The organism is Rhizobium bangladeshense (genome assembly GCF_001662075.1).
In the GTDB taxonomy this organism is placed as follows: Bacteria; Pseudomonadota; Alphaproteobacteria; order Rhizobiales; family Rhizobiaceae; genus Rhizobium; species Rhizobium bangladeshense_B.
Genome location: NZ_LYPL01000003.1, coordinates 370,067 through 390,869 on the forward strand (window position 1 = coordinate 370,067; position 20,803 = coordinate 390,869).

The 20,803-nt window shown below is 62.8% G+C and carries 17 protein-coding genes and 3 pseudogenes; 6 read left to right on the forward strand and 14 right to left on the reverse strand.

Going from position 1 to position 20,803, the window contains the following annotated elements; all coding sequences use genetic code 11:
• Nucleotide 1: 1 nt before the first annotated feature.
• From A7X77_RS09390 to nthA, 3 genes are read right to left on the reverse strand one after another with little or no spacing between them, the layout of a single operon-like run.
• Complete coding sequence (locus A7X77_RS09390; RefSeq protein WP_064682666.1) at nt 2-373, reverse strand: nitrile hydratase accessory protein; 372 nt, start codon at nt 371-373, stop codon at nt 2-4.
• A complete protein-coding gene (gene nthB, locus A7X77_RS09395) occupies nt 360-1,019 on the reverse strand; it encodes a nitrile hydratase subunit beta (RefSeq protein ID WP_064682667.1) in 660 nt (219 codons plus the stop codon). The genes A7X77_RS09390 and nthB overlap by 14 nt, the downstream gene beginning before the upstream one ends.
• Nucleotides 1,016-1,660 (reverse strand): nitrile hydratase subunit alpha, encoded by a 645-nt coding sequence (gene nthA, locus A7X77_RS09400; RefSeq protein ID WP_064682668.1) that lies wholly within the window; start codon nt 1,658-1,660, stop codon nt 1,016-1,018. Before nthA ends, nthB begins: the two co-directional genes overlap by 4 nt.
• 173 nt (nt 1,661-1,833) lie before the next feature.
• Between nthA and A7X77_RS09405 the strand changes: the two are divergent.
• Both A7X77_RS09405 and A7X77_RS09410 read left to right on the forward strand, forming a co-directional pair.
• A pseudogene (locus A7X77_RS09405) lies at nt 1,834-3,101 on the forward strand (SDR family oxidoreductase).
• Nucleotides 3,101-3,572 (forward strand): annotated as a pseudogene (locus A7X77_RS09410) (DUF2269 family protein). Before A7X77_RS09405 ends, A7X77_RS09410 begins: the two co-directional pseudogenes overlap by 1 nt.
• On the opposite strand, the pseudogene A7X77_RS09415 reads toward A7X77_RS09410, so the two are convergent.
• Nucleotides 3,564-4,156: pseudogene (locus A7X77_RS09415) on the reverse strand (LysE family translocator). The pseudogenes A7X77_RS09410 and A7X77_RS09415 sit on opposite strands and share 9 nt — an antisense overlap.
• Before the next feature lie 153 nt (nt 4,157-4,309).
• Here A7X77_RS09415 and A7X77_RS09420 point away from each other — a divergent pair.
• Nucleotides 4,310-5,158 (forward strand): aldo/keto reductase, encoded by an 849-nt coding sequence (locus A7X77_RS09420; RefSeq protein WP_064682757.1) that lies wholly within the window; start codon nt 4,310-4,312, stop codon nt 5,156-5,158.
• A gap of 156 nt (nt 5,159-5,314) precedes the next feature.
• On the opposite strand, the gene ilvN is transcribed toward A7X77_RS09420, so the two are convergent.
• Nucleotides 5,315-5,887 carry an acetolactate synthase small subunit gene (gene ilvN / locus A7X77_RS09425; RefSeq protein WP_010034065.1) on the reverse strand — a complete coding sequence of 191 codons (573 nt, stop codon included), beginning with the start codon at nt 5,885-5,887 and terminating at the stop codon, nt 5,315-5,317.
• Between the two features lie 23 nt (nt 5,888-5,910).
• Nucleotides 5,911-7,701 (reverse strand): acetolactate synthase 3 large subunit, encoded by a 1,791-nt coding sequence (locus A7X77_RS09430; RefSeq protein ID WP_082928792.1) that lies wholly within the window; start codon nt 7,699-7,701, stop codon nt 5,911-5,913.
• Between the two features lie 321 nt (nt 7,702-8,022).
• Here A7X77_RS09430 and A7X77_RS09435 point away from each other — a divergent pair, with 321 nt between their 5' ends.
• On the forward strand, nt 8,023-10,062 hold the full coding sequence (locus tag A7X77_RS09435) for an ATP-binding protein (RefSeq protein WP_064682669.1): 2,040 nt from the start codon (nt 8,023-8,025) through the stop codon (nt 10,060-10,062).
• Here the strand turns inward: A7X77_RS09435 and A7X77_RS09440 are convergent.
• Complete coding sequence (locus A7X77_RS09440; protein ID WP_064682670.1) at nt 10,047-10,973, reverse strand: dihydrodipicolinate synthase family protein; 927 nt, start codon at nt 10,971-10,973, stop codon at nt 10,047-10,049. The two genes, A7X77_RS09435 and A7X77_RS09440, sit on opposite strands and share 16 nt — an antisense overlap.
• Before the next feature lie 20 nt (nt 10,974-10,993).
• Nucleotides 10,994-11,608: a LysE family translocator gene (locus tag A7X77_RS09445; protein ID WP_064682759.1), complete on the reverse strand. Its 615-nt coding sequence runs from the start codon at nt 11,606-11,608 to the stop codon at nt 10,994-10,996.
• Between the two features lie 95 nt (nt 11,609-11,703).
• On the opposite strand from A7X77_RS09445, the gene A7X77_RS09450 reads away from it, so the two are divergent.
• Nucleotides 11,704-13,182 carry a PLP-dependent aminotransferase family protein gene (locus A7X77_RS09450; protein ID WP_197486820.1) on the forward strand — a complete coding sequence of 493 codons (1,479 nt, stop codon included), beginning with the start codon at nt 11,704-11,706 and terminating at the stop codon, nt 13,180-13,182.
• Nucleotides 13,183-13,214: 32 nt separating this feature from the next.
• Here the strand turns inward: A7X77_RS09450 and miaA are convergent, their stop codons facing one another.
• A complete protein-coding gene (gene miaA, locus A7X77_RS09455) occupies nt 13,215-14,111 on the reverse strand; it encodes a tRNA (adenosine(37)-N6)-dimethylallyltransferase MiaA (RefSeq protein WP_197486815.1) in 897 nt (298 codons plus the stop codon).
• On the opposite strand from miaA, the gene serB reads away from it, so the two are divergent.
• Nucleotides 14,110-15,000, forward strand: a complete 891-nt coding sequence (gene serB / locus A7X77_RS09460; RefSeq protein ID WP_064682673.1) for a phosphoserine phosphatase SerB — start codon at nt 14,110-14,112, stop codon at nt 14,998-15,000. The genes miaA and serB overlap by 2 nt on opposite strands.
• A gap of 287 nt (nt 15,001-15,287) precedes the next feature.
• On the opposite strand, the gene A7X77_RS09465 is transcribed toward serB, so the two are convergent.
• From A7X77_RS09465 to A7X77_RS09485, 5 genes are all read right to left on the reverse strand, one after another.
• A complete protein-coding gene (locus A7X77_RS09465; protein ID WP_064682674.1) occupies nt 15,288-17,003 on the reverse strand; it encodes a DegQ family serine endoprotease in 1,716 nt (571 codons plus the stop codon).
• A gap of 201 nt (nt 17,004-17,204) precedes the next feature.
• Nucleotides 17,205-18,164, reverse strand: coding sequence for a protease modulator HflC (gene hflC / locus A7X77_RS09470; protein WP_064682675.1), 960 nt, complete (start codon nt 18,162-18,164; stop codon nt 17,205-17,207).
• 5 nt (nt 18,165-18,169) lie between these two features.
• On the reverse strand, nt 18,170-19,267 hold the full coding sequence (gene hflK, locus A7X77_RS09475) for an FtsH protease activity modulator HflK (protein ID WP_064682676.1): 1,098 nt from the start codon (nt 19,265-19,267) through the stop codon (nt 18,170-18,172).
• A gap of 149 nt (nt 19,268-19,416) precedes the next feature.
• Nucleotides 19,417-19,935 carry a dihydrofolate reductase gene (locus A7X77_RS09480; RefSeq protein WP_064682677.1) on the reverse strand — a complete coding sequence of 173 codons (519 nt, stop codon included), beginning with the start codon at nt 19,933-19,935 and terminating at the stop codon, nt 19,417-19,419.
• 13 nt (nt 19,936-19,948) lie between these two features.
• Nucleotides 19,949-20,743 (reverse strand): thymidylate synthase, encoded by a 795-nt coding sequence (locus A7X77_RS09485; RefSeq protein WP_064682678.1) that lies wholly within the window; start codon nt 20,741-20,743, stop codon nt 19,949-19,951.
• Between the last annotated feature and the right edge of the window lie 60 nt (nt 20,744-20,803).

Below are 20,803 nucleotides of genomic sequence, written 5' to 3' on the forward strand. Positions count from 1 at the left end.
ATCAGCGCAGCGGATCGTTGGCGAGCTCGATCGGGTGGCCATGCGGTGTGGCTTCGGCGGCCCGCTGCCAGCTTTGCTGCAGGTCGAGAATGGCGGATGCGTCGGCCACGCCGCGGCTGACCAGCAGCTCCGAAAGCGCCGCCACCCAGCAGTCGAAATAGTCGCTGCCGTCTTCCGCCCGTCCGGGCTGGTGCAGTTGCCGTGAAAGGCTTTCCGCCCATTCGCTCCAGGAAAACAGCCCCTTCTCATGCAGATGCACGGTCATGGCGAAAGCCTCGGCCGCCCAAGGCTCGGGAAAGACAGGTGCGCCCTCCGGAGATTTTGGCAGATCGGGCGACTGGCTGCGTTCGGAGGGTATTTCACACACGCTCAAGATAGCTCTCCCACGCATCGATCGAGACCGTCAGCGACGGATCCGCGCCCTCGCCCCAGATCTCGCCGCCGTCGAAAACGACGGTATAGAGCCATTGCGGGTTCTCGCCCTTGCCATGCGCATTATCGTCAGGAAAGACGAAGGAGCCCTGCACCGCTTCGACGACGCCGGCCTTGGCGCGGGCATAGCGCGGCAATCTCGTATGCGTCGCCGGATTGAAATTCTTCGTCTTCACCCGCTCGCCGACCGCAAAGCGTGGCTCGCCATCCACCGGCCTGTCGCAAGGCCCGCCCTTGGCAAGCACAGCCGGCACCCTCTCCGCCTTCAACACCCGTTTCGGCGTCGAGCCATCCTGCAGCTTGTGGCCGGACAAGAGCTCCTCGCGCGTTACAAAGCCGTGGTGCGCAAGCAGCGTCTCGACGCCGCGGATCCAGATCTCGTAATAGCTCGCCGCGAGGTAATCTGCCGGCGGAATATTCTCGCGCGCATGCCGGCTTTCATCGATCGTCCATGCGCCCAAAGCGCCGCAGGAGAGCGTGATGCCGAGCGCCCGCTTTTCCCATTCCGCATGAAAATAGGGCTCGTCCCTTTCGGGCGCGACAGGCCCGAAACCCATCTGCCCGCCGAGATCATGCGGTCCGTTCATGGCAACGCCTCCGGGCTGCCGGCGACTGCCGTACCGATCATCGCGTCGCGGCTCACAAGGCCCGCAAGTGCGGCCTCCTCCATGCCCTCCGTTCCCTCGGGCCGCTCTGGGATCACGAGATAACGCAGCTCCGCCGTCGAATCCCAGACGCGGATCTTCTTGCCCTCCGGCAGGGTCAACCCGAATTCGGCGAGCACGCCGCGCGGATCGATCACCGCCCGCGAACGATAGGCCGGCGCCTTGTACCAGACCGGCGGCAGGCCGAGCACCGACCAGGGATAACAGGAGCAGAGCGTGCAGACGACGAGGTTATGGGTCTCGGCCGTATTGAAGACCGCGCGCATATGCTCGCCCTGCCGGCCGGTATAACCGAGACTCGCAATCGCCGCCGTCGCATCGCGCCTCAGCCAGTCGGAGAAATCAGGATCGCTCCAGGCTTTCGCGACGACATGCGCGCCGTTCCTCGGCCCGACCTTGGTTTCGTAAGTCTCGACGATTGCGTCGATGGCATGAGGGTCGATCAGCCCCTTCTCCGTCAGCAGCGTTTCCAACGCCTTCACGCGGGCCTGCATGTCCGAGTAATGATTGTCATGATCATGCCCGTGGGCATGGTCGCGGTGATGGTCGTGATCATCGTGCAAGGCAATCTCCTCCAAAACGGTGGCTGGGTATCCCCTTCTCTCGAGCGGGGAGAGAAAGGACGCCGGCAAGGTCCTCGCCCTTGTCTCCATAAAACCGTCTCTTCCCACTACCATACACCACAACCCCGCCAAGCCCTCCTATCCCACTCAAACTTTTCCGCTAATCTCCCGTCATGAACATCCTGATTCTCGGCGCAACCGGCTTCATAGGCTCCATCGTCGCGGCCCGGCTGGTTGCGGACGGCCACGCCGTGACCGGACTTGGCCGCTCTCCCGCGCGGGCGCGTCTCAAGCAGCCGGCGATCGATTGGCGGCAGGCCGATTTCTCGCGGATGACAAAGCCCGAGGACTGGGAAGGCCTCCTCGAACACCAGCACGCCGTGGTCAATTGCGCCGGCGCGCTGCAGGACGGGCTCTCGGACGATCTTGCGGCGACCCAGGCCGATGCGATGCTGGCGCTCTATGCCGCGGCGAAACGCTTGCGTCCCCTGATCGTCCAGATATCGGCAAGGACGGCGGGTGCGGCAGGCGAACTGCCCTTCCTCGCCACCAAGCGGCGGGCCGACGAAGCGCTGGCGGCAAGCGGCCTGCCTTATCTCATCCTGCGCCCTGCCCTGGTTCTCGGCCGCAACGCCCATGGCGGCTCGTGGCTCGTCCGGGCGCTCGCCGCCTTTCCGCTGGCGCTGCCGCTGGTCCATGCGGAAAGCCCGGTCGAAACGCTTTCTGTAGATGATGTGGCGGACGCCGTGTCGCGGGCGGTCGCAGGCGACCTTCGCGGCGATATCGATCTCGCCGCCAGCGAGGTGCTGACACTCGCCGAACTCGTCCGCCTTCACCGGCAATGGCTGGGCCTGGCGCCTGCCCGCGTCTTTTCGCTTGCTGCCTGGCTTACGCGACCGGTGACCTGGCTTGCCGATATGGCGGCCTGCTCGGCTGGCGTTCGCCCCTGCGCTCGACGGCGATGACAGTGATGTCCGAGGGCATACGAAGCAAGGGAGAAAGCGGCCTCGCCGTGACATCGGCGGCGGCGACGCTCGCGGCCAATCCCTCCGGCGTGCAGGATCTCTGGTTCGCCAGACTCTATCTCCTGAAGCCGCTCGTCATATCGGGCCTGTCGGCCTTCTGGCTGCTCTCCGGCCTGATCCCGCTGCTTTCGATGGAAAGGGCCTCGGCGCACTTCCTGCCCTTCATGCCGGAAGCGGCGGCAACGGCGCTGACGCTTGTGACCTGCCTCATCGATGTGGCGCTCGGCGCCGCCATGCTTGTTCGCCCGCTCGCCAGACGCGCCCTTCTCGGCATGCTCACCGTCTCATTGGCCTATCTCGCCGGCGGCACCCTTCTCGAACCCACGCTCTGGCTCGATCCGCTCGGCCCCCTCGTCAAGGTGCTGCCGTCGGTCCTGCTGACCCTGACGGCGCTTGCCACCCTGGATGAACGTTGATGCTCGAGCAATGGCTGCTGCTTGCCCATGTCATCGGCGCGACCGTGCTTTTCGGCACCGGCGCCGGCATCGCTTTCTTCATGGTGATGGCGCACCGCACGCGTGATCCCGCCCTGATCGCCCATGTCGCCGCAACCGTGGTCATCGCCGATACGATCTTCACGGCCACCGCCGCCATTGTCCAGCCGGTGACCGGCTATCTCCTCGCCCGTTGGCTGAGACCTGTCGGAGGGCTGGATCGCGCTGTCGCTGCTGCTTTACGTCGTCACCGGCCTGTTCTGGCTGCCGGTCGTTCGGATCCAGATCCGTCTGCGCGATCTCGCCCGCGCTGCCGCGGCATCGGCGAGCGCCCTGCCGCCCGCCTATTTCAGCCTCTACCGCATCTGGTTCGCCTTCGGCTTTCCGGCCTTCTTCTCCGTCATCGGCATTTTCTGGCTGATGCTGACGAAACCATCGATCGCATTATTTTAGCATCGGCCAGAGGCTCGCCACGAGAAGCACCGCCATGGTGATGTTGAACCATTTCAGCCGCGCCGGATCGGAAAACCATTCCCTGAGCGCCAAGCCGAAGCCCGCCCATGTCGAAACGCTCGGCACGTTGACCACCGCGAAAGCCAGGCCGACGATCAACACGCTGGCAAGATAGAGTTCGGGATTGGTGTAGGTCGCCATCGCCGTAACCGCCATCACCCAGGCTTTCGGGTTGACCCACTGGAAGGCCGCCGCCGAGAAAAAGGACATCGGCGCAGCGCTGTTCCTGCCTTCGCTCAGCGAACGCGAGGAGGCGATCTTCCAGGCGATCCAGACGAGATAGGCGCCGCCGGCGAACTTCAGCACCGTATAGACCAGGGCATCGTATGCAGCAGCGCCCCGAGCCCGAGGTCGACGCCGATCAGCAGCGAGAAGAAACCCGCGCCGATGCCGAACATATGCGGAATCGTCCTGCGGAAGCCGAAATTCACGCCCGAGGCAAAGAGCATCATGTTGTTGGGCCCCGGCGTGATCGACGTCGTGAAGGCAAAGAGAACAAGGGCGAGAAACGTATCCAGCGGAATGCGACCTCCCAAAGCCGGCTCTTTTCCGCGGCCTGCTTTATTTAGGTCAGCGTAACTGCCCTAAACTCTTGACGCCATTACATCATTGTCATGGTGACAGGATTAGGTGAAAGATAAGAACGCTGCGCAATCTCCTGAAAAATGGAAAAAATCATGCAGGACGACCCCATCCCCTCCGTCAAATTCCCGAACGGCACGGAAGTGCCGGCGCTCGGCCAGGGAACCTGGGCCATGGGCGAGGATGCCGGCCATGCCAGGATCGAAATTGAAAGCCTCAAGGCGGGCATCGATCTCGGCATGACGCTGATCGACACCGCCGAAATGTATGGCGACGGCGGCGCCGAGGAGATCGTCGGCCAGGCGATCAAAGGACGGCGCGACGAGCTCTTCCTCGTCAGCAAGGTCTATCCTTGGAATGCCAGTCTGAAAGGCACGGTCGAAGCCTGCGAGCGCAGCCTGGAACGGCTCGGCACCGACCGGATCGATCTCTATCTCCTGCACTGGCGCGGCAACTATCCCCTTACCGAGACCGTCGCCGCCTTTGAAATGCTGAAAGCGTCAGGCAAGATCGGCGCCTGGGGCGTCTCCAATTTCGACACCGACGACATGGAGGAGCTGCTCAGGGTTCCCGACGGTGGCAATGTCGCCGCCAACCAGGTGCTCTACAATCTCTCCCGCCGCGGCATCGAATATGATCTCCTGCCCTGGTGCCAGAGCCGCGCCATTCCCGTCATGGCCTATTCGCCGATCGAGCAGGGACATATTCTGCATCATCCCGAACTCATCCACATCGCCAAGGCCTATCAGGCAACGCCCGCCCAGCTGGCGCTCGCCTTCCTGCTCGAACGCGACGGCGTCATCGTCATCCCGAAGACGTCGAATGCCGAGCGCGTGGCTGAGAACCGCGATTGCGTCTCGCTTGAGATCACCGATGAGGACTGGCAGGCGCTGGACGCCGCCTTCCCGCCGCCGGCAAAGAAAAAGCCGCTGGAGATGCTATGATCTCCAGCGGCCCGAACTGCTGACAAGCCCGCCAACCCCTCTTTCGTCATGCTCGGGCTTGTCCCGAGTATCTGCGCCGCTCGATACGTGGGCAGATCCTCGGGACAAGGCTGGACAAGGCCGAGGATGACGCCGAGGAAGGGATGAAGCTGTACCTCACATCCCCTGCGCGCCGCGGTTCATCGCCGCGATGCCCGTGCGGCAAACTTCGATGAGGCCGAGCGGTTTCATGATCGCAATGAACTGGTCGATCTTCGAGGACTTGCCGGTGATCTCCAGAATGAAGTGATCAATCGTCGCATCCACCACCTTGGCGTGGAAGGCATCGGCAAGGCGAAGCGTCTCGGCGCGCATCTCGCCCTCGCCGATCACCTTGACCAGCGCCACCTCACGCTCGATCGGCCGCTCCTGGCCAAGTTCGCGGGCGCGCACCGTCAGATCGACGACGCGATGAACCGGCACGATGCGATCGAGCTGCGCCTTGATCTGCTCCAGCACGTGCGGCGTGCCGCGGGTGACGATGGTGATGCGCGAAAGATGCGCCTGGTGCTCGGTCTCCGAAACCGTGAGACTTTCGATGTTGTAGCCGCGGCCGGAGAACAGGCCTATGACGCGGGCAAGGACGCCCGGCTCGTTATCGACGAGCACCGAAAGCGTGTGGCTCTCGATTGCCGTCGTTTCCGGCGAGATGAAGTAGGCAGAGCCCGTGGGCTGAAGATGTGCGTTCATGGTCCTGGGTTCCTACCTTATTGTTATACGAGCTGACGGCCCTTGGCATCGATCGCGTTGGCGACCGCTTCATCCGTGGCTTCGTCGGGCAGCAGCATTTCATTATGGGCCTTGCCAGAGGGGATCATCGGGAAGCAGTTGGCGAGATTGGCGACGCGGCAATCGAAGATAACCGGCTTCTTGACCTCGATCATCTCGACGATGGCGTCGTCGAGCTCATCCGGCTTGTCGCAGCGCAGGCCGACCGCGCCATAGGCTTCCGCCAGCTTGACGAAATCAGGCATCGCCTCGGTATAGGAGTGCGACAGGCGATTGCCGTGCAGCAGCTGCTGCCACTGGCGCACCATGCCCATGTACTGGTTGTTCATGATGAAGATCTTGATCGGCGCATCATACTGGATCGCCGTCGACATTTCCTGGATGCACATCTGGATCGAGGCGTCGCCGGCAATATCGATGACGAGGCTGCCGGGATGGGCGATCTGGACGCCGAGCGCCGCCGGCAGGCCGTAGCCCATCGTGCCGAGGCCACCCGAGGTCATCCACCGGTTCGGCTGTTCGAAGCCGAAGAACTGCGCCGCCCACATCTGATGCTGGCCGACCTCGGTCGTGATATAGGTGTCGCGGTCCTTGGTATGCGCATAGAGACGCTCCAGCGCATACTGCGGCATGATCACGTCGTTGCTCTTGGTATAGGCGAAGGAGTTGCGCGCCCGCCAGCGGGCGATATCGCTCCACCAATCGGCGAGACGATTCTTCTCCGGCTTCTTCGACAGAGCCCGCCACAGGCGGACCATGTCTTCCAGCACATGGCCGACATCGCCGCGGATGCCGATATCGACGCGGACGTTCTTGTTGATCGAGGACGGATCGATATCGATATGGATCTTCTTCGAGTTCGGCGAGAAGGCGTTGAGACGGCCGGTGATGCGGTCGTCGAAGCGGGCGCCGATGCAGACCATGACGTCGCAGTCATGCATCGCCATGTTGGCCTCGTAGGAGCCATGCATGCCGAGCATCTTCAGCCAGTTCTTGCCCGAAGCCGGATAGGCGCCGAGGCCCATCAGCGTCGAGGTGATCGGGAAATCGGTGAGCTCGACCAGTTCGCGCAGCAGCTTGGAGGCCTCAGGGCCGGAATTGATGACACCGCCGCCGGAATAGATGATCGGCCGGCGCGCATTCGCCATCAACTCGATTGCGGCATGGATCTGGTTGAGGTCGCCCTGGATCTTCGGCTGATAGCTCTTCTGGATCGGGTAATCGGCGGGCGGCGTATAGGTGCCGGTCGCAAACTGCACATCCTTCGGAATATCGACGACGACGGGGCCTGGACGGCCGGACTGGGCGATGCGGAAGGCCTCATGAATGATAGCGGCGAGCTCGTTGACGTCCTTGACCAGCCAGTTGTGCTTCGTGCAGGGCCGGGTAATGCCGACCGTGTCGCATTCCTGGAAGGCGTCGGAGCCGATCAGCGGGGTCGGAACTTGACCGGTCAGGCAGACGAGCGGGATCGAATCCATCAACGCGTCCTGCAGCGGAGTGACCGCATTGGTGGCGCCAGGGCCTGAGGTGACGAGCATGACGCCGACCTTGCCGGTGGAGCGGGCGTAGCCTTCGGCCGCATGACCGGCCCCCTGCTCGTGGCGGACGAGGATGTGCTTGATCTCCTCTTGCTGGAAGATCTCGTCGTAGATCGGCAGGACTGCGCCGCCGGGATAGCCGAAGATATGTTCGACGCCGTTTTCCTTCAGCGCTCTGAGAACGATCTCCGCTCCCGTCATCCGATTGCCTGCCGCCTGATTGTCCGTGCTCATCTGTCTGTTCCGTTTGATGCTGGGATTGCGTTTGTGGCCGGAAGCCCGAATTTCGGGCATAAAAAAAGGCCCCGGAGGAGCCTGTCATCTAGCGCATGGGTGGCTACCGCCGGATGGTTACACCATCCTGCCCATGCGCTTTCCCACCACGATAAGAGCCGTTGCGATTTTCATGGTCGGAAGTGATAGACAGAAAATTTCGCAGCGTCAACGCATGCCGCAATAAAAAACTGCCCCGTGCCTGCGCCGCTGAAATCGACAGGATGAAGGATTTATTAAAGGATCGACGTTATCCTTTAACGCTACTGTAGGAGTAGCCCGTTGCTCAACAACGACTTGCGCATGTCTGGCAAGGCAGGCGAGCATGATCGCCGCGATGGCCTCGCGCCGGGAAATCGCTTTCTCGGCCGCGTCGTTGCATGCAGCGGCGCGCGGGCGACGATTGCCGCCGTCGCCGTTGAGGGCAACACCGATCTCACCGAACTCTGGTCCGTCGGCCGGCTGATCTCGATCAGCGTCGGCCGCAACCGCGTCGTCGCACTCGTCTATCAGATGAATACCGGCAGCCATGCCTGGGGCGAAGGCGAGGACAATGATTTCAAAATCGAGACCGAGCTGCTCGGCGAAGTCCGCGTCGACGAGGACGGCCGCGAGGAATTCTCGACCGGCATCTCGCGTTATCCCTATCTCGGCGCCATCGCACACCGCATCCGCGCCGCCGACCTGATGCGCATCTACGATGCCGGAACGGGCACGACCGCCGTCATCGGCAAGCTGACCCAGGACGAAAGCATCGATGCGGCGATCCACATTCCCTCGATGCTCTCCAAGCATTTCGCCGTCGTCGGCTCGACCGGCGTCGGCAAATCGACGGCCGTATCGCTACTGCTGCATAAGGCGATCGTGGCAGATCCGAAGCTGCGGGTGCTGATCCTCGATCCGCACAATGAATTCGCCGCTGCCTTTCCCAAGCACGCCGTCACCATCGATACCGATACGCTCGACTTGCCATTCTGGCTGATGCGGTTGGAGGAATTCGCCGAAGTCGTCTTTCGCGGCCGCCCGCCGGTGCCAGAAGAGCTCGACATGCTGCGTGACATCATGCCGGAGGCCAAGCGCGCCTTCCGCGGCAGCGACAACTCGCTGGTGCGCCGCACGACGGAAAAAAGCTCGATCACCGCCGACACACCGGTTCCCTACCGCATGGCCGATCTGCTGGCCCTGATCGACGAGCGCATCGGCCGCCTCGAGGGCCGAGCGGAAAAACCCGTCCTGCGGTCGCTGAAGATGCGCCTGATCGCCGCAATCAACGATCCGCGCTATCACTTCATGTTTTCCAACAACACGATCAGCGACACGATCACCGACACCATCGCGCAGATATTCCGCATTCCCGGAGACAGCAGGCCGATCTGTACCTTCCAGCTTGCCGGCATTCCTTCCGAGGTGGTCAATTCGGTCGCCTCCGTGCTTTGCCGCATGGCCTTCGAGGTGGCGTTGTGGAGCGACGGCGCCATCCACATGCTCGTCGTCTGCGAGGAAGCCCACCGCTACATCCCCTCCGACCCGAGCCTCGGCTTCGTGCCGACGCGCCAGGCAATCGCCCGCATTGCCAAAGAAGGCCGAAAATATGGCGTCTCGCTTGGGATCATTACCCAGCGGCCGGGCGAGCTTGATCAAACGATCCTGTCGCAGTGCTCGACGCTGTTTGCCATGCGCCTGGCCAACGACCGCGACCAGGAAATCATCCGCTCGGCCATCCCGAATTCATCGATCTCGACGACGAGCTTCATCTCCTCGATCGGCAATGGCGAGGCAATCGCCTTCGGCGAGGCGATCAGCGTGCCGATGCGCATGCGCTTTTCCCGCGTCGAAGAAAATCTGCTGCCGAAGGCTGCCAGCGCCAACAGCAAGCATAGCGAGGAAGATCCGGATACGGTCGATCTGCGCAAGATCGTCACCCGCATGCGGGCGGTGACGGTCGGGCCCGATATTTCGAATTTCCAGCAGAGCTTCGGCGCATCGGCGGCAGGTTCCGACGAGGCGGATGACGTCGACGAGGCTCTCGAGGCCAAGCCCTACGCACCGCCTCCACCGGCCTCGCCGCCGCCGGTATCGGCGCCCCTCGAATCCTACCGGCGCGAACTGCTGCCGCAGACGCCGGGGCTGGACCCGGCCGCACCTCCACCCGTCGATCCGCGGCTCGATGCGCTGCGCCGCGAGATGCGCCGCGAGGAACCGATCTTTCCGCGACCTGCGCCGCCGACCGACCAGCCGGCCATCACCCGCCGGGAACCCGGCTCGTCGCTGCGCGAAAGCATTCTGAAAAAGCCGTTGAGCAGCCTTTACAACAAGGACTGAGTCTTCCGCCCACCCTCCAGAGCGATCAGCGGCTCGATGACATCGAGCACACGCTGGCGGTCCGCTGATTTCAGCGGCAAAAGCGGTCGCGGAAGCTCCGCCCGGGCGAGTGAGAAATGCTCGAGCAGCATATAGACCACGCGGATGCTTCCGAATGCCTTGAAGGTTTGCCATAGCGGCTCGAAGAACTTATCGAGCCGGCGTGCCTCATCGACGTCGCCGGCCATGGCGGCCTTGGTCAGGCCGAGAGCCGTGCGCGGCAGCAAACCGCCGATGACGCTGTACCAGGCGTCTGCGCCGTAAAGCAGCGCATCGGCCGCGCCCCAATCGCCACTGTAGCCGACCGCAAGATCGGTCTTCTCCCGCAAGGCCGCAAGTTCCCCTGACAAATCGCCGTCAAAAGGCAGCGGCATCTTGACGGCCCTGATCGTTTCGATATCGGAGAGGCGCTGGAGAAGCTCCCGGCTGAAGGTGAAATGGGTCGTGCCCGGATTGTTGTAGATGCAGACCGGCAGCTTCGTTGCCTGCGCGACCGCCAGGAAATGCTCATAGGCTTCTTCCTGCGTCAGCGGCGTATAGGAGACCGGCGCCAGCAGAAGAGCATCCGCACCGGCCGCCTCGGCATCCCTGGCAAGATCCACGGCGTGGTCCGTTCTGAGAGCCCCGGCCCCGACGACGAGAGGAATACGGCCGGCGACGCATTCGGCCGCGGCCTTGACGGCGCGCAACCGCTCCTCGCGCGTGAGGTAAGCATAGATCCCGGTGCTGCCGAGAAGCCCGATAGAGGCGACGCCCGCGTCGCACAAGCGTTCCAGAAGGCGGCCGAGGGCTTCGGTGTCGACGCGGCCGTCGATATTCGCGGGCGTTGCCGGAAAGGCGGAAAGGCCGTGAAAGGGAGAAGCCGAAGACATGATTTGATCCTGCAAAAGCGTCAGTTTGAGAACAGCAGCCGCGATCCGGCGCCCGCGAAAAACACGGCGAGGCCTGCCTCGATCCAGCGGCGCGCCCTGGCATAGCCGCGCACCATCGGTGCTGTCGAGAATAGCAGGGCATAACCGGCGAATATCGATATCCCGAGCAGCACACAGCCGCCGAAAGCCGTCACCGCGATCTCGGGCGAAGCGCCCGGTTTGAGGCCGAGCGACATGATCGCGACCCAGGCCAGAACCGCTTTGGGGTTTCCGAGATGCATCAGGATCCCACGGCGGTAGAGCACGCCGAAGTCCGTCGACGGCCGGGCTGGCTCGCCTGCCGGCGTATCCGCGGCAGCGGCCGAGCGAGCCGCCCTCCAGGCGAGCCAGAGGAGGTAAAGTCCGCCGGCGATCTTGAGGAATAACAGGGCATGAGCATAGCCTACCAGCAGGGTCGAAATGCCGGTGACGGCAATCAGTCCCCAGCATGTCGACATCGATATCACGCCGGCGGCAAGCGCTAGGGCCGGTCGGCGCCCCTGGCTCATCGCGACATTCATGATCGCCATGTTGCTTGGCCCCGGGCTTCCGGCTGCGACGATATAGGCGATATAGACGACGAGAAGATCCTGCATGTCCGCTTTCCTGAAGTCGCTGAGGCCTTCCTTCTCTTCTAAAATTGGTTCATCATGAAGCGCCATTTTCAAGAATCTTCATGGACCATTTTGCAATGTCGAAGCGGCGGGCCACCATCGAAATTCCGTCTCTCCACGGCATCGATAGAAAGGCCCATGTCGGCCGCCGGCTTGCACAAGCCCTGCGGAACGCCATTGCCTGCGGCGAACTGAGGCCAGGCGAGCGTCTCCCTTCGACGCGTAGCCTTGCCGCCTCTTTGAAGATCGCCCGCGGCACCGTCGTCGAAGCCTTCGACCAGTTGACCGCCGAAGGTTATCTGGAGGCGAGAGTGGGCGCGGGAACCCGTGTTGCCGCCGCCCTGACGGACATGGCGCCGGCACTTCCGCCGCCGCCCCCCGCGCCGGCGTCCGCAGAGGCGATGGATCTGCCTGCCCCGGCTGCCCGGCTAATATCGATCGCCCGTGCGCTGACCCCTCACCCGCCCGTTCCCTTCGCCATCGCCGTGCCCGCTTCCGGCATTGCGCCCGACGACAATTGGCGTCGTGTCGGCAATCGAATGCGCGCCTCAAGACGGGCCGCACCCTCGGGCTACCACGATCCGATGGGTGTGCTCGAGCTGCGCATAGCCATCGCCGACCACGTCCGCCGCGCGCGGGCTGTTCATTGCGAACCAGAGCAGGTCATTGTTACGTCAGGCACCCAGCAAGGCCTCTACATGGCTGGACGAGTTCTTCTGTCGCGTGACGACCCGGTATGGGCCGAGGATCCCGCTTATCCCGGCCTGACGGCAGTGCTCGACGATCTCGGCGTTCGGACGCATCGAATCCCGGTCGACGCACAAGGAATGAGTGTGGAACGTGGCCTCGAACTCTGCCCGGAAGCGCGCGCCGCATTCGTCACGCCTTCACACCAATATCCGGTCGGCATGCCGCTCAGCATGGCGCGGCGCAACGCTCTGATCGCCTGGGCCGACCAGAACCGAACCTGGATCGTAGAGGACGACTACGACAGCGAACTGCGTTATGCCGGACACCCATTTCCCTCCATGCAGGGGCTGCGTCCGTCGCGCGTCATCTATCTCGGCACCTTCAGCAAGGTGCTCTTTCCGTCGTTGCGCCTCGGTTACGTCATCGCGCCGGCGCCGCTTGCAGAAGCCTTCGCCGGCGCACGCGCGATTCTTGACCGGCATTCGCCGATATCAGAACAGCACGTTCTGGCCGCCTATATCAGGGAAGGTTATTTCGAGGCCCATATCAGGCGCATTCGGGGACTTTATGCCGAACGCCGCGCTGTTCTGCTCGCAGCGCTCGAGCGGGTTCTGCCGGAAGGGTGCCATGTTCAGCCGAGCGATCAGGGCATGCACATCCTTCTATGGCTGCCCGAGGAAGCCGACGACGTGCGGCTGGCGGCGCGCGCCCTTTCGGCCGGCCTCGCAGTGCGGGCGATCTCCCCCATGTATGGCGCGCAGCCGGCACGCCCCGGCTTGATGCTGGGTTTCGGCGGCTTTCCGCAGGAGCATCTGCAGGCGGCGGTGGCCGAACTCGCCAAACTGCTGCAGGTGCGCGGCGCGTAACTGCATTGAAGGAGCAGGCCCTGACTTGCGCGCTATAGGGCCAGCCGCTCCCAGCTCTCGTCCATCTGATTGCGGAACCAGGTCATCTGCCGCTTGGCGTATTGCCGCGTCGCCGCAGCTCCCGTCTCCAGCACCTCCTCGCGCGTCATCTCACCCTTCAGCATCGCCGCGATCTGCGACACGCCGATCGCCTTCATGACAGGCGCCTCGGCCGGCAGGCCGAGGGCAAGCAGCGCCCTCACCTCGTCTTCGGCGCCCTGCTGCAGCATCTTTTCGAAACGGCCGTTGATGCGGGCATGCAACACCGCCCGATCCGGCAGCACGACAATCTTTCGTGCCTTCTCGGCATGGATAAGAACTGGTCCGGACCGTCCCTGAAAATCGGCGATCGACCGTCCCGTCGCCTTGATCACCTCCAGCGCCCGGACGATGCGCTGACCGTCCTGGCGGTTGAGGCTTGCCGACATGGCAGGGTCGATCGCATCAAGTTCGGCATAGAGCTGATCCGGCCCCTCCTCCAGCAGCCGCGTCCTGAGTTTCTCCCGAAGCGCCTCGGGTATCGCGGGCATTTCGGAAAGGCCGCCGGTCAGTGCCTTGAAATAGAGCCCAGTGCCGCCGACGAAGACCGGCGGCTGCCCGGCGGCTTTCAAGGCCGGCAACAGCGCCGAGACGTCGTGCAGCCAGGCGCCGGTGGAATAGGCGGCCCCTGCCGGCACGTGGCCGTAGAGATGATGCGGCACGCCTTGCATCTCTTCTTCCGACGGGCGCGCGGTCAGCACCCGCAAGGTGTCATAGACCTGCATGCTGTCGGCATTGACGACCGCGCCGCCACAGCGCTTTGCCAATTCGACGGCGAGCGCGGACTTGCCGCTGGCGGTCGGCCCGGTTATCAGGATCGCGTTCTCTACGCTCAGAAGGTTTTCCATCATGGCCCTCGTTGCCACGCTTGTTGCCAATCCGTCAAATCCTGTTCTGACCCCCGGTATCGCCGAACAGGCTGCCGAGGCCGTGGAAGCCTCCGGTCTCTATTGGCTGGCCGACGGCGTCGCCTGCGACATCGCGCTGCGTGACGGCAGGGATGCGCACGCAGCCGAGGCCAATATCCTCGCCGTCATCGCCAGCGCACCGATCGACCTCGTCATCCAGGAGCAGGAGATCCGCCGCAAGAAGCTGCTCATCGCCGATATGGATTCGACGATGATCGGCCAGGAATGCATCGACGAACTCGCTGCCGAAGTTGGCCTGAAGGAGAAGGTCGCCGCCATCACCGCCCGCGCCATGAATGGCGAAATCGCCTTCGAGCCCGCGTTGCGTGAGCGTGTCGCTCTGCTGAAAGGCCTGCCGATATCGGTCGTCGACGAGGTCATTGCCCGGCGTATCACGCTCACCCCGGGCGGCCCGGAGCTGATCGCCACCATGAAGTCGAAAGGCCATTACACCGCCCTCGTCTCCGGCGGCTTCACCGTCTTTACAAAGCCTATCGCCGCCACGCTCGGCTTCGATGAGAACCGCGCCAACACGCTCCTCGAAGATGACGGCATCCTCTCCGGCTTCGTCGCCGAACCGATCCTCGGCAAGCAGGCGAAAGTGGATGCGCTGAGCGAAATATCGGCACGCCTCGGCATTTCGCCGAAGGAGGCGATCGCCGTCGGCGATGGCGCCAATGATCTCGGCATGCTGCAGCTCGCCGGCTCCGGCGTCGCCCTCCACGCCAAACCCACGGTCGCCGCCCAGGCGCAGATGCGTATCAACCACGCTGACCTGACGGCGCTGCTCTATATCCAGGGATATCGGAAGACGGATTTTGTGACGGGCTGAATGCTCAACTCACTATCGCTGGACGGGTCACCAAATCAAAACGGTCGAGCACTGTCGAATGCGTCAGCATGAAATTTGGCGCAGCGCTTACCCCACTCTCCCTCATCCCTGTGCTCGTCACAGGGATCCAGCGCGCCCAAGTCCTTGGGCGCGCTGGGCCTCTCTTACCTCTATGAGACTCACTCACCGCGTAGACGCGCGATGGCTGGATTCCTGTGACAAGCACAGGAATGACGGAGGAGAGGTTGAGCGACAACAGGAAGGCGGCGCTAGGCGCCGCGGTTCCCCTACTCCATCGGCACCGCCACGAACCGCAGATCGCCGTTAGCCGATGCGATCATCAGCTGGGCGTTGCGGCGGCCCTCCTGTTTCAGCGATTTCACCTTGTCTGCGACCGCGCCCGGCGACTTCATGAATTCCTGCGCCACCTCGACGATCACGTCCCCTGGCTTCAGCCCCTTTTCGGCCGAGGCGGAGCCGGGCGCCACCTCCGTCACGACGACGCCGTCGACGCTCTCGGCAATGCCGAAAACCTTGCGTGTCTCGGGGCTCAATAGCGACAGCGACAATCCGAGCACCTCCTTGGGTGTTGCCGCATCCGGCGATACCTGGCCCTGGTGCTGGTCGGGCGCCGGTGCGCCCGGTACGGGCTGCATCTGATCGCCGGTATCCGGCTGGTCCAGGTCGTTGTTCTCGTCCGGATCAGGGGTGATCACGCCGTCCTGCGAGCCATCGGGCGCTGCATCACCGGATGCAGCCTGATCGCTGTCCTCGAGGCGGCCAAGCTTCACCTTGACGGTCTGCTCCTTGCCGTCGCGCAGCACTACGACGTCGACTTCCTTGCCGACCGTGCTTTCCGCCACGACACGCGGCAGATCGCGCATTTCATTGACCGTCTTGCCGTCGAATTTCAAAATCACGTCGCCCGCCTTGATGGAGCCGTCGTCGACGGGGCCGCCCTTGATGACGCCGGCGACCAGTGCACCCTTGGCCGTGTCGAGCCCGAGGCTGTCGGCGATATCGTCGGTCACCGGCTGAATGCGAACGCCGAGCCAGCCGCGCCGCGTCTCGCCATATTCGCGCAGCTGCGCAACGACGCCGGAGGCGAGTTCCGACGGCACCGAGAAGCCGATGCCGATCGAACCGCCGCTCGGCGAAATGATCGCCGTATTGATGCCGATGACTTCACCTTTCATGTTGAAGAGCGGGCCGCCGGAATTGCCCTTGTTGATCGCCGCATCCGTCTGGATGAAATTGTCATAGGGGCCGGCATTGATGTTGCGGCCACGCCCGGAAATGATGCCGACCGTCACCGAGCCGCCGAAGCCGAAGGGATTGCCGATCGCCATCACCCAGTCGCCGATGCGCATCTCGCTGGAATCGCCGAATTTAACCGCTTTCAGCGGCGTCTTCGGCTCGACCTTCAGCACCGAAAGATCGGTCTTCGTATCCGTGCCGATCAGCTTCGCCTTGAGCTTCGAGCCATTGGCGAAATTGACCTCGATGTCGTCAGCGCCCTCGATCACGTGGTTGTTGGTGACGATATAACCGGTCGGGTCGATGACGAAGCCGGAGCCGAGCGAGCTGACATTGTGGTTGGGGCCTCTGCCGTCCTGCTTCTTGTTGAAGAAGTCGTTGAAGAACTCCTGGAATGGCGATCCGTCGGGCGCGCGCGGCGCCGGACCGACCCCTTCGTCATCCTTCACATTCTGAGAGGTCGATATGTTGACCACGGCATCGAGCAAGCCCTCGGCGAGATCGGCGACGGAAGCCGGTCCGTTGTTCGGCACGACGCCCTGAAGCGGCGGAATCTGCTGCGGTGCCGCGGATGCGGGTGGTGTCGGCGCCGGAGCAGCCGGAACAGGCGCGGCAACCCCGGGTGCTGCTGTTTCAGGCGTGGCTTGCGCAAAAGCAATCCCGCTCGTGCCGGCTTGCGCCAGAATTGCGGCGCTGGCCATAAGCGCGAGCGTTCGTCTGAAGGGCGAGCCAATCGTGGGGGCCATCAAGCTTCCTCATAAGCGGTAAATGCGCACATTGAGCATCAGCATAAGGCGGAATGATGGAGGGCGAAATCACCTTTTCGCGAAATCCCCGTGCAATCCGACGGACCGTCATAAAAGCCCGGCCTTGGCTCTTGGAAACTAAAAAGGGCCGGCGGCAGGCCGGCCCTTTCTCGATCGTGGCGGGAAACCAATCCTGCGTTCTCAGTTCGCCGGCTGGGCAGGCGCTGCCGGAGCGGTTGCTCCGGGTGCTGCGGGAGCCGGCGTTGCCGGTGGCCGTTGAGCGGTCCCCGCTGCGTTGTCGAAATAGCGAAAGAATTCCGAATCCGGTGACAGGACGAGCGTCGTGTCCTGCGATGAAAGCGCCGCCGAATAGGCCGCCATCGAGCGATAGAACTCGAAGAAACCCGGATCCCTTGAGAAGGCTTCGGCGAAGATGCGGTTGCGTTCGGCATCGCCCTGGCCGCGCAGGATCTCCGAATCGCGCTGAGCACCCGCAGTGAACTCAACGACTTGCCGATCGGCGATGGCGCGACGGCGCTGGCCTTCCTCATTGCCCTGAGCCCGAAGAAGCTCAGCTTCCGCCAGGCGCTCGGCCCGCATGCGGTTGAAGGTACGCTCGGAAACGTCCTGCGTCAGATCCGTGCGGCTGATGCGCACGTCGTCGAGCGTGATGCCAAGCGTTTCCGCATCGGCCTGCAGCTCGTTGCGAACCTCGAGCATCATTGCCACACGCTCCCGGGAAAGCGCAGCTTCGATGCTACGAACGCCGTAAACCCGGCGCAGTGCGGAATCGAGGCGTGTGCGAAGCCGGGCTTCCGCCGCCTCTCTGTCGCCTGAGACCGTTTCGCGGAAACGGCGAGCATCGTTGATGCGGTAGATGATGAAGGCATTCACCTCGTAGAATGCACCGCCCGAGACCTGAACACGTATATTGTCGAGGTCGAAGCGCAGCTCCTGCTTCGGCACGTACTGCACCCGGTCGGCATCGGAAAAGGCGAAGGGCAGTTTGAAATAGATGCCCGGGTCAGTCTTGACCGACTGGATTTCACCGAAGCGAACGACGATAGCCTGTTCGCGGGCATTCACCACGAATACCGATGAATAAAGGCCGACAAGCACGACTGCCAAAACGATCAGAATTACGGGAAGTCTGTTCGACATGGGTCTCAACCTCCCTGCTGCTGTTGTTGTTGCTGCGTCGGCCTGTTGATCTCGTTGAGAGGCAGATAGGGCACGGCGCCAGCCTTTTCGTCTATGATCACTTTCTTGGAACCCTTCAGCACCTGTTCGATGGTTTCCAGGAACAGCCGCTCCCGCGTCACGTCCGGAGCTTTGGAATATTCGTCGTAGATCGAAACGAAGCGTTGCGCTTCACCTTCGGCCTCCTTGACGATCCGATCCTTATAGGCCGCTGCCGCTTCGCGGATGCGAGCCGCGTCACCGCGGGCCTGGCCGAGCTTCTGGTTCGCGTACTGGTTCGCCTCTTCGACCAGACGCTGCTTGTCCTGGTCGGCGCGCTGCACTTCCTCGAAGGCATCGGCCACATCACGCGGCGGTGCTACGTCCTCGATCGTCACGCGGTTGATCGCAATGCCGGCGCCGTAGCGGTCCATCGTGTCCTGGATGATGTTGCGCACCTCGGTTTCGATCGGTCCGCGATTATCGCGGAAGGCATCCTGCGCCGGGCGCCGGCCGACGATTTCGCGCATGGCGCTTTCGGAAACCTGCTGCAGCGTTTCAGCCGGATTTTCGAGACGGAAAAGATAGGATTTCGGGTCATTTATCGTGTAGAGCACCGAGAACTGCACGTTGACGATGTTCTGGTCACCGGAAAGCATGAGGCCAGCCGTCGAATTTGTGTTGTTGCGTCCGCCGATATTCTGCTGCTGCTCCGTCACCTTCACGATCTCGACCGTGTCTATCGGCCAGACGTGGAAATGCAGGCCGGGCATCGAGATTTCCTCCCGCGGCTTGCCGAAGCGAAGTTCGACGCCGCGCTCATCCGGCTGGACGGTGTAGATGCACTGGATCAGCCAGAAGACGGCAACGATCGCCACGACGATCACCGCTACGCCGCCGTTGAAACCGCCGGGAACGATGTTGCGCAGCTGGTCCTGGCCGCGCCGGATAATGTCTTCCAGATCGGGCGGTCCGCCCTTGCCGCCGCTGCCGCGCGGCCGGTTCGGCCCCTGACCCCATGGTCCCTGATTATTACCGCCGCCGCCCCAAGGGCCGCCGCCGCCATTCTGATTGCTCCAGGGCATCAAAACCTCGTTGTTCGTTAAGTCTTCCCCGCATCCGGGACCGTGGGGGCTGACCGGCCGATGCGTTGGTCACCGTTATAAGTATCACCGCACCGGCTTTCAACGCAGCGTGAGAAACTTGGTCAATTTAATTGGAAAATAGTTCGTTTTCAGGCGTGACGGCGTTCATAGACGACGTATCGGGTGGGATAGCTGTCCTTCTCGCCGGACGGAACCACAATCGTCTCTGCCGCCTGCCAGACGGCCGGATCGATCGCCGGAAATGCCGCATCCCCTTCGAGATCGGCCTCGACATGGGTGATGCACAGCCGGTCGGCAAGATTGATCGCCTGAGCATAGATCTGGCCGCCGCCGATGATGCAGATCTCGTCGCCGGCGGTTTCGCGTGCCAGCCTTTCAGCCGCGTCCATCGCCTCGGGCAGCGAATGCGCCATACTGACATCGGGATGATCAATTGCCGCTTGCCGCGAAATCACCACGTTCGGCCGTCCCGGCAGCGGCTTGCCGATCGAATCATAGGTCTTGCGGCCCATCACGACAGGCTTGCCCAGCGTCAGTGCCTTGAAGCGCTTGAGATCGCTCGACAGCCGCCACGGCATGTCGCCGTCGCGGCCGATGGTGCCGTTGCGGGCAACGGCGGCGATGATGGTCCTGCGTATATCGGCCATGAAATGTCCCGGATCAGACGGCGATCGGCGCCTTGATGCTGGCATCGGCCTCGTAGCCGATCAGCTCGAAATCATCGAAGGTGAAGCCGAAAATGTCCTTCGCATCGGGGTTGATGCGCATGAAGGGCAGCGGCTTCGGCCGGCGCGTCAGCTGCAGCTTCGCCTGGTCGAAATGGTTGTGGTAGAGATGCGCATCGCCGAGCGTGTGGACGAAATCGCCGGGCTTTAGCCCGGTCACCTCAGCCACCATCATTGTCAGCAGCGCATAGGAAGCGATATTGAAGGGCACGCCGAGAAAGATGTCGGCTGAGCGCTGGTAGAGCTGGCAGGAGAGCCTGCCGTCGGCCACATAGAACTGGAACAGGCAATGGCAGGGCGGCAGCGCCATATTGTCGACTTCGGCCGGATTCCAGGCCGAGACGATGTGGCGGCGCGAATTCGGGTTGTTGACGATGCCTTTGACCAGATTGGCGATTTGATCGATATGGCCGCCGTCGGGTGCCGGCCAGGATCGCCACTGGGCACCATAGACCGGGCCGAGCTCGCCGTTCTCGTCGGCCCATTCATCCCAGATCGAGACGCCGTTCTCCTTGAGATAGCGGATATTCGTTTCACCCTTGAGGAACCACAAAAGCTCGTGGATGATCGAGCGCAGATGCAGCTTCTTCGTGGTCAGCACGGGAAAGCCTTCTTCGAGATCGAAGCGCATCTGGTAGCCGAAAACCGAGCGGGTACCGGTGCCGGTGCGGTCGCCCCGGTCGGAGCCCTTTTCCATCACATGCTTCAGGAGATCGAGATATTGCTGCATGGCGCGCTGATTCCGTTTTCTCCAATTTAAGCCTTCACCTTCAGGAAACCAATCGCCAGC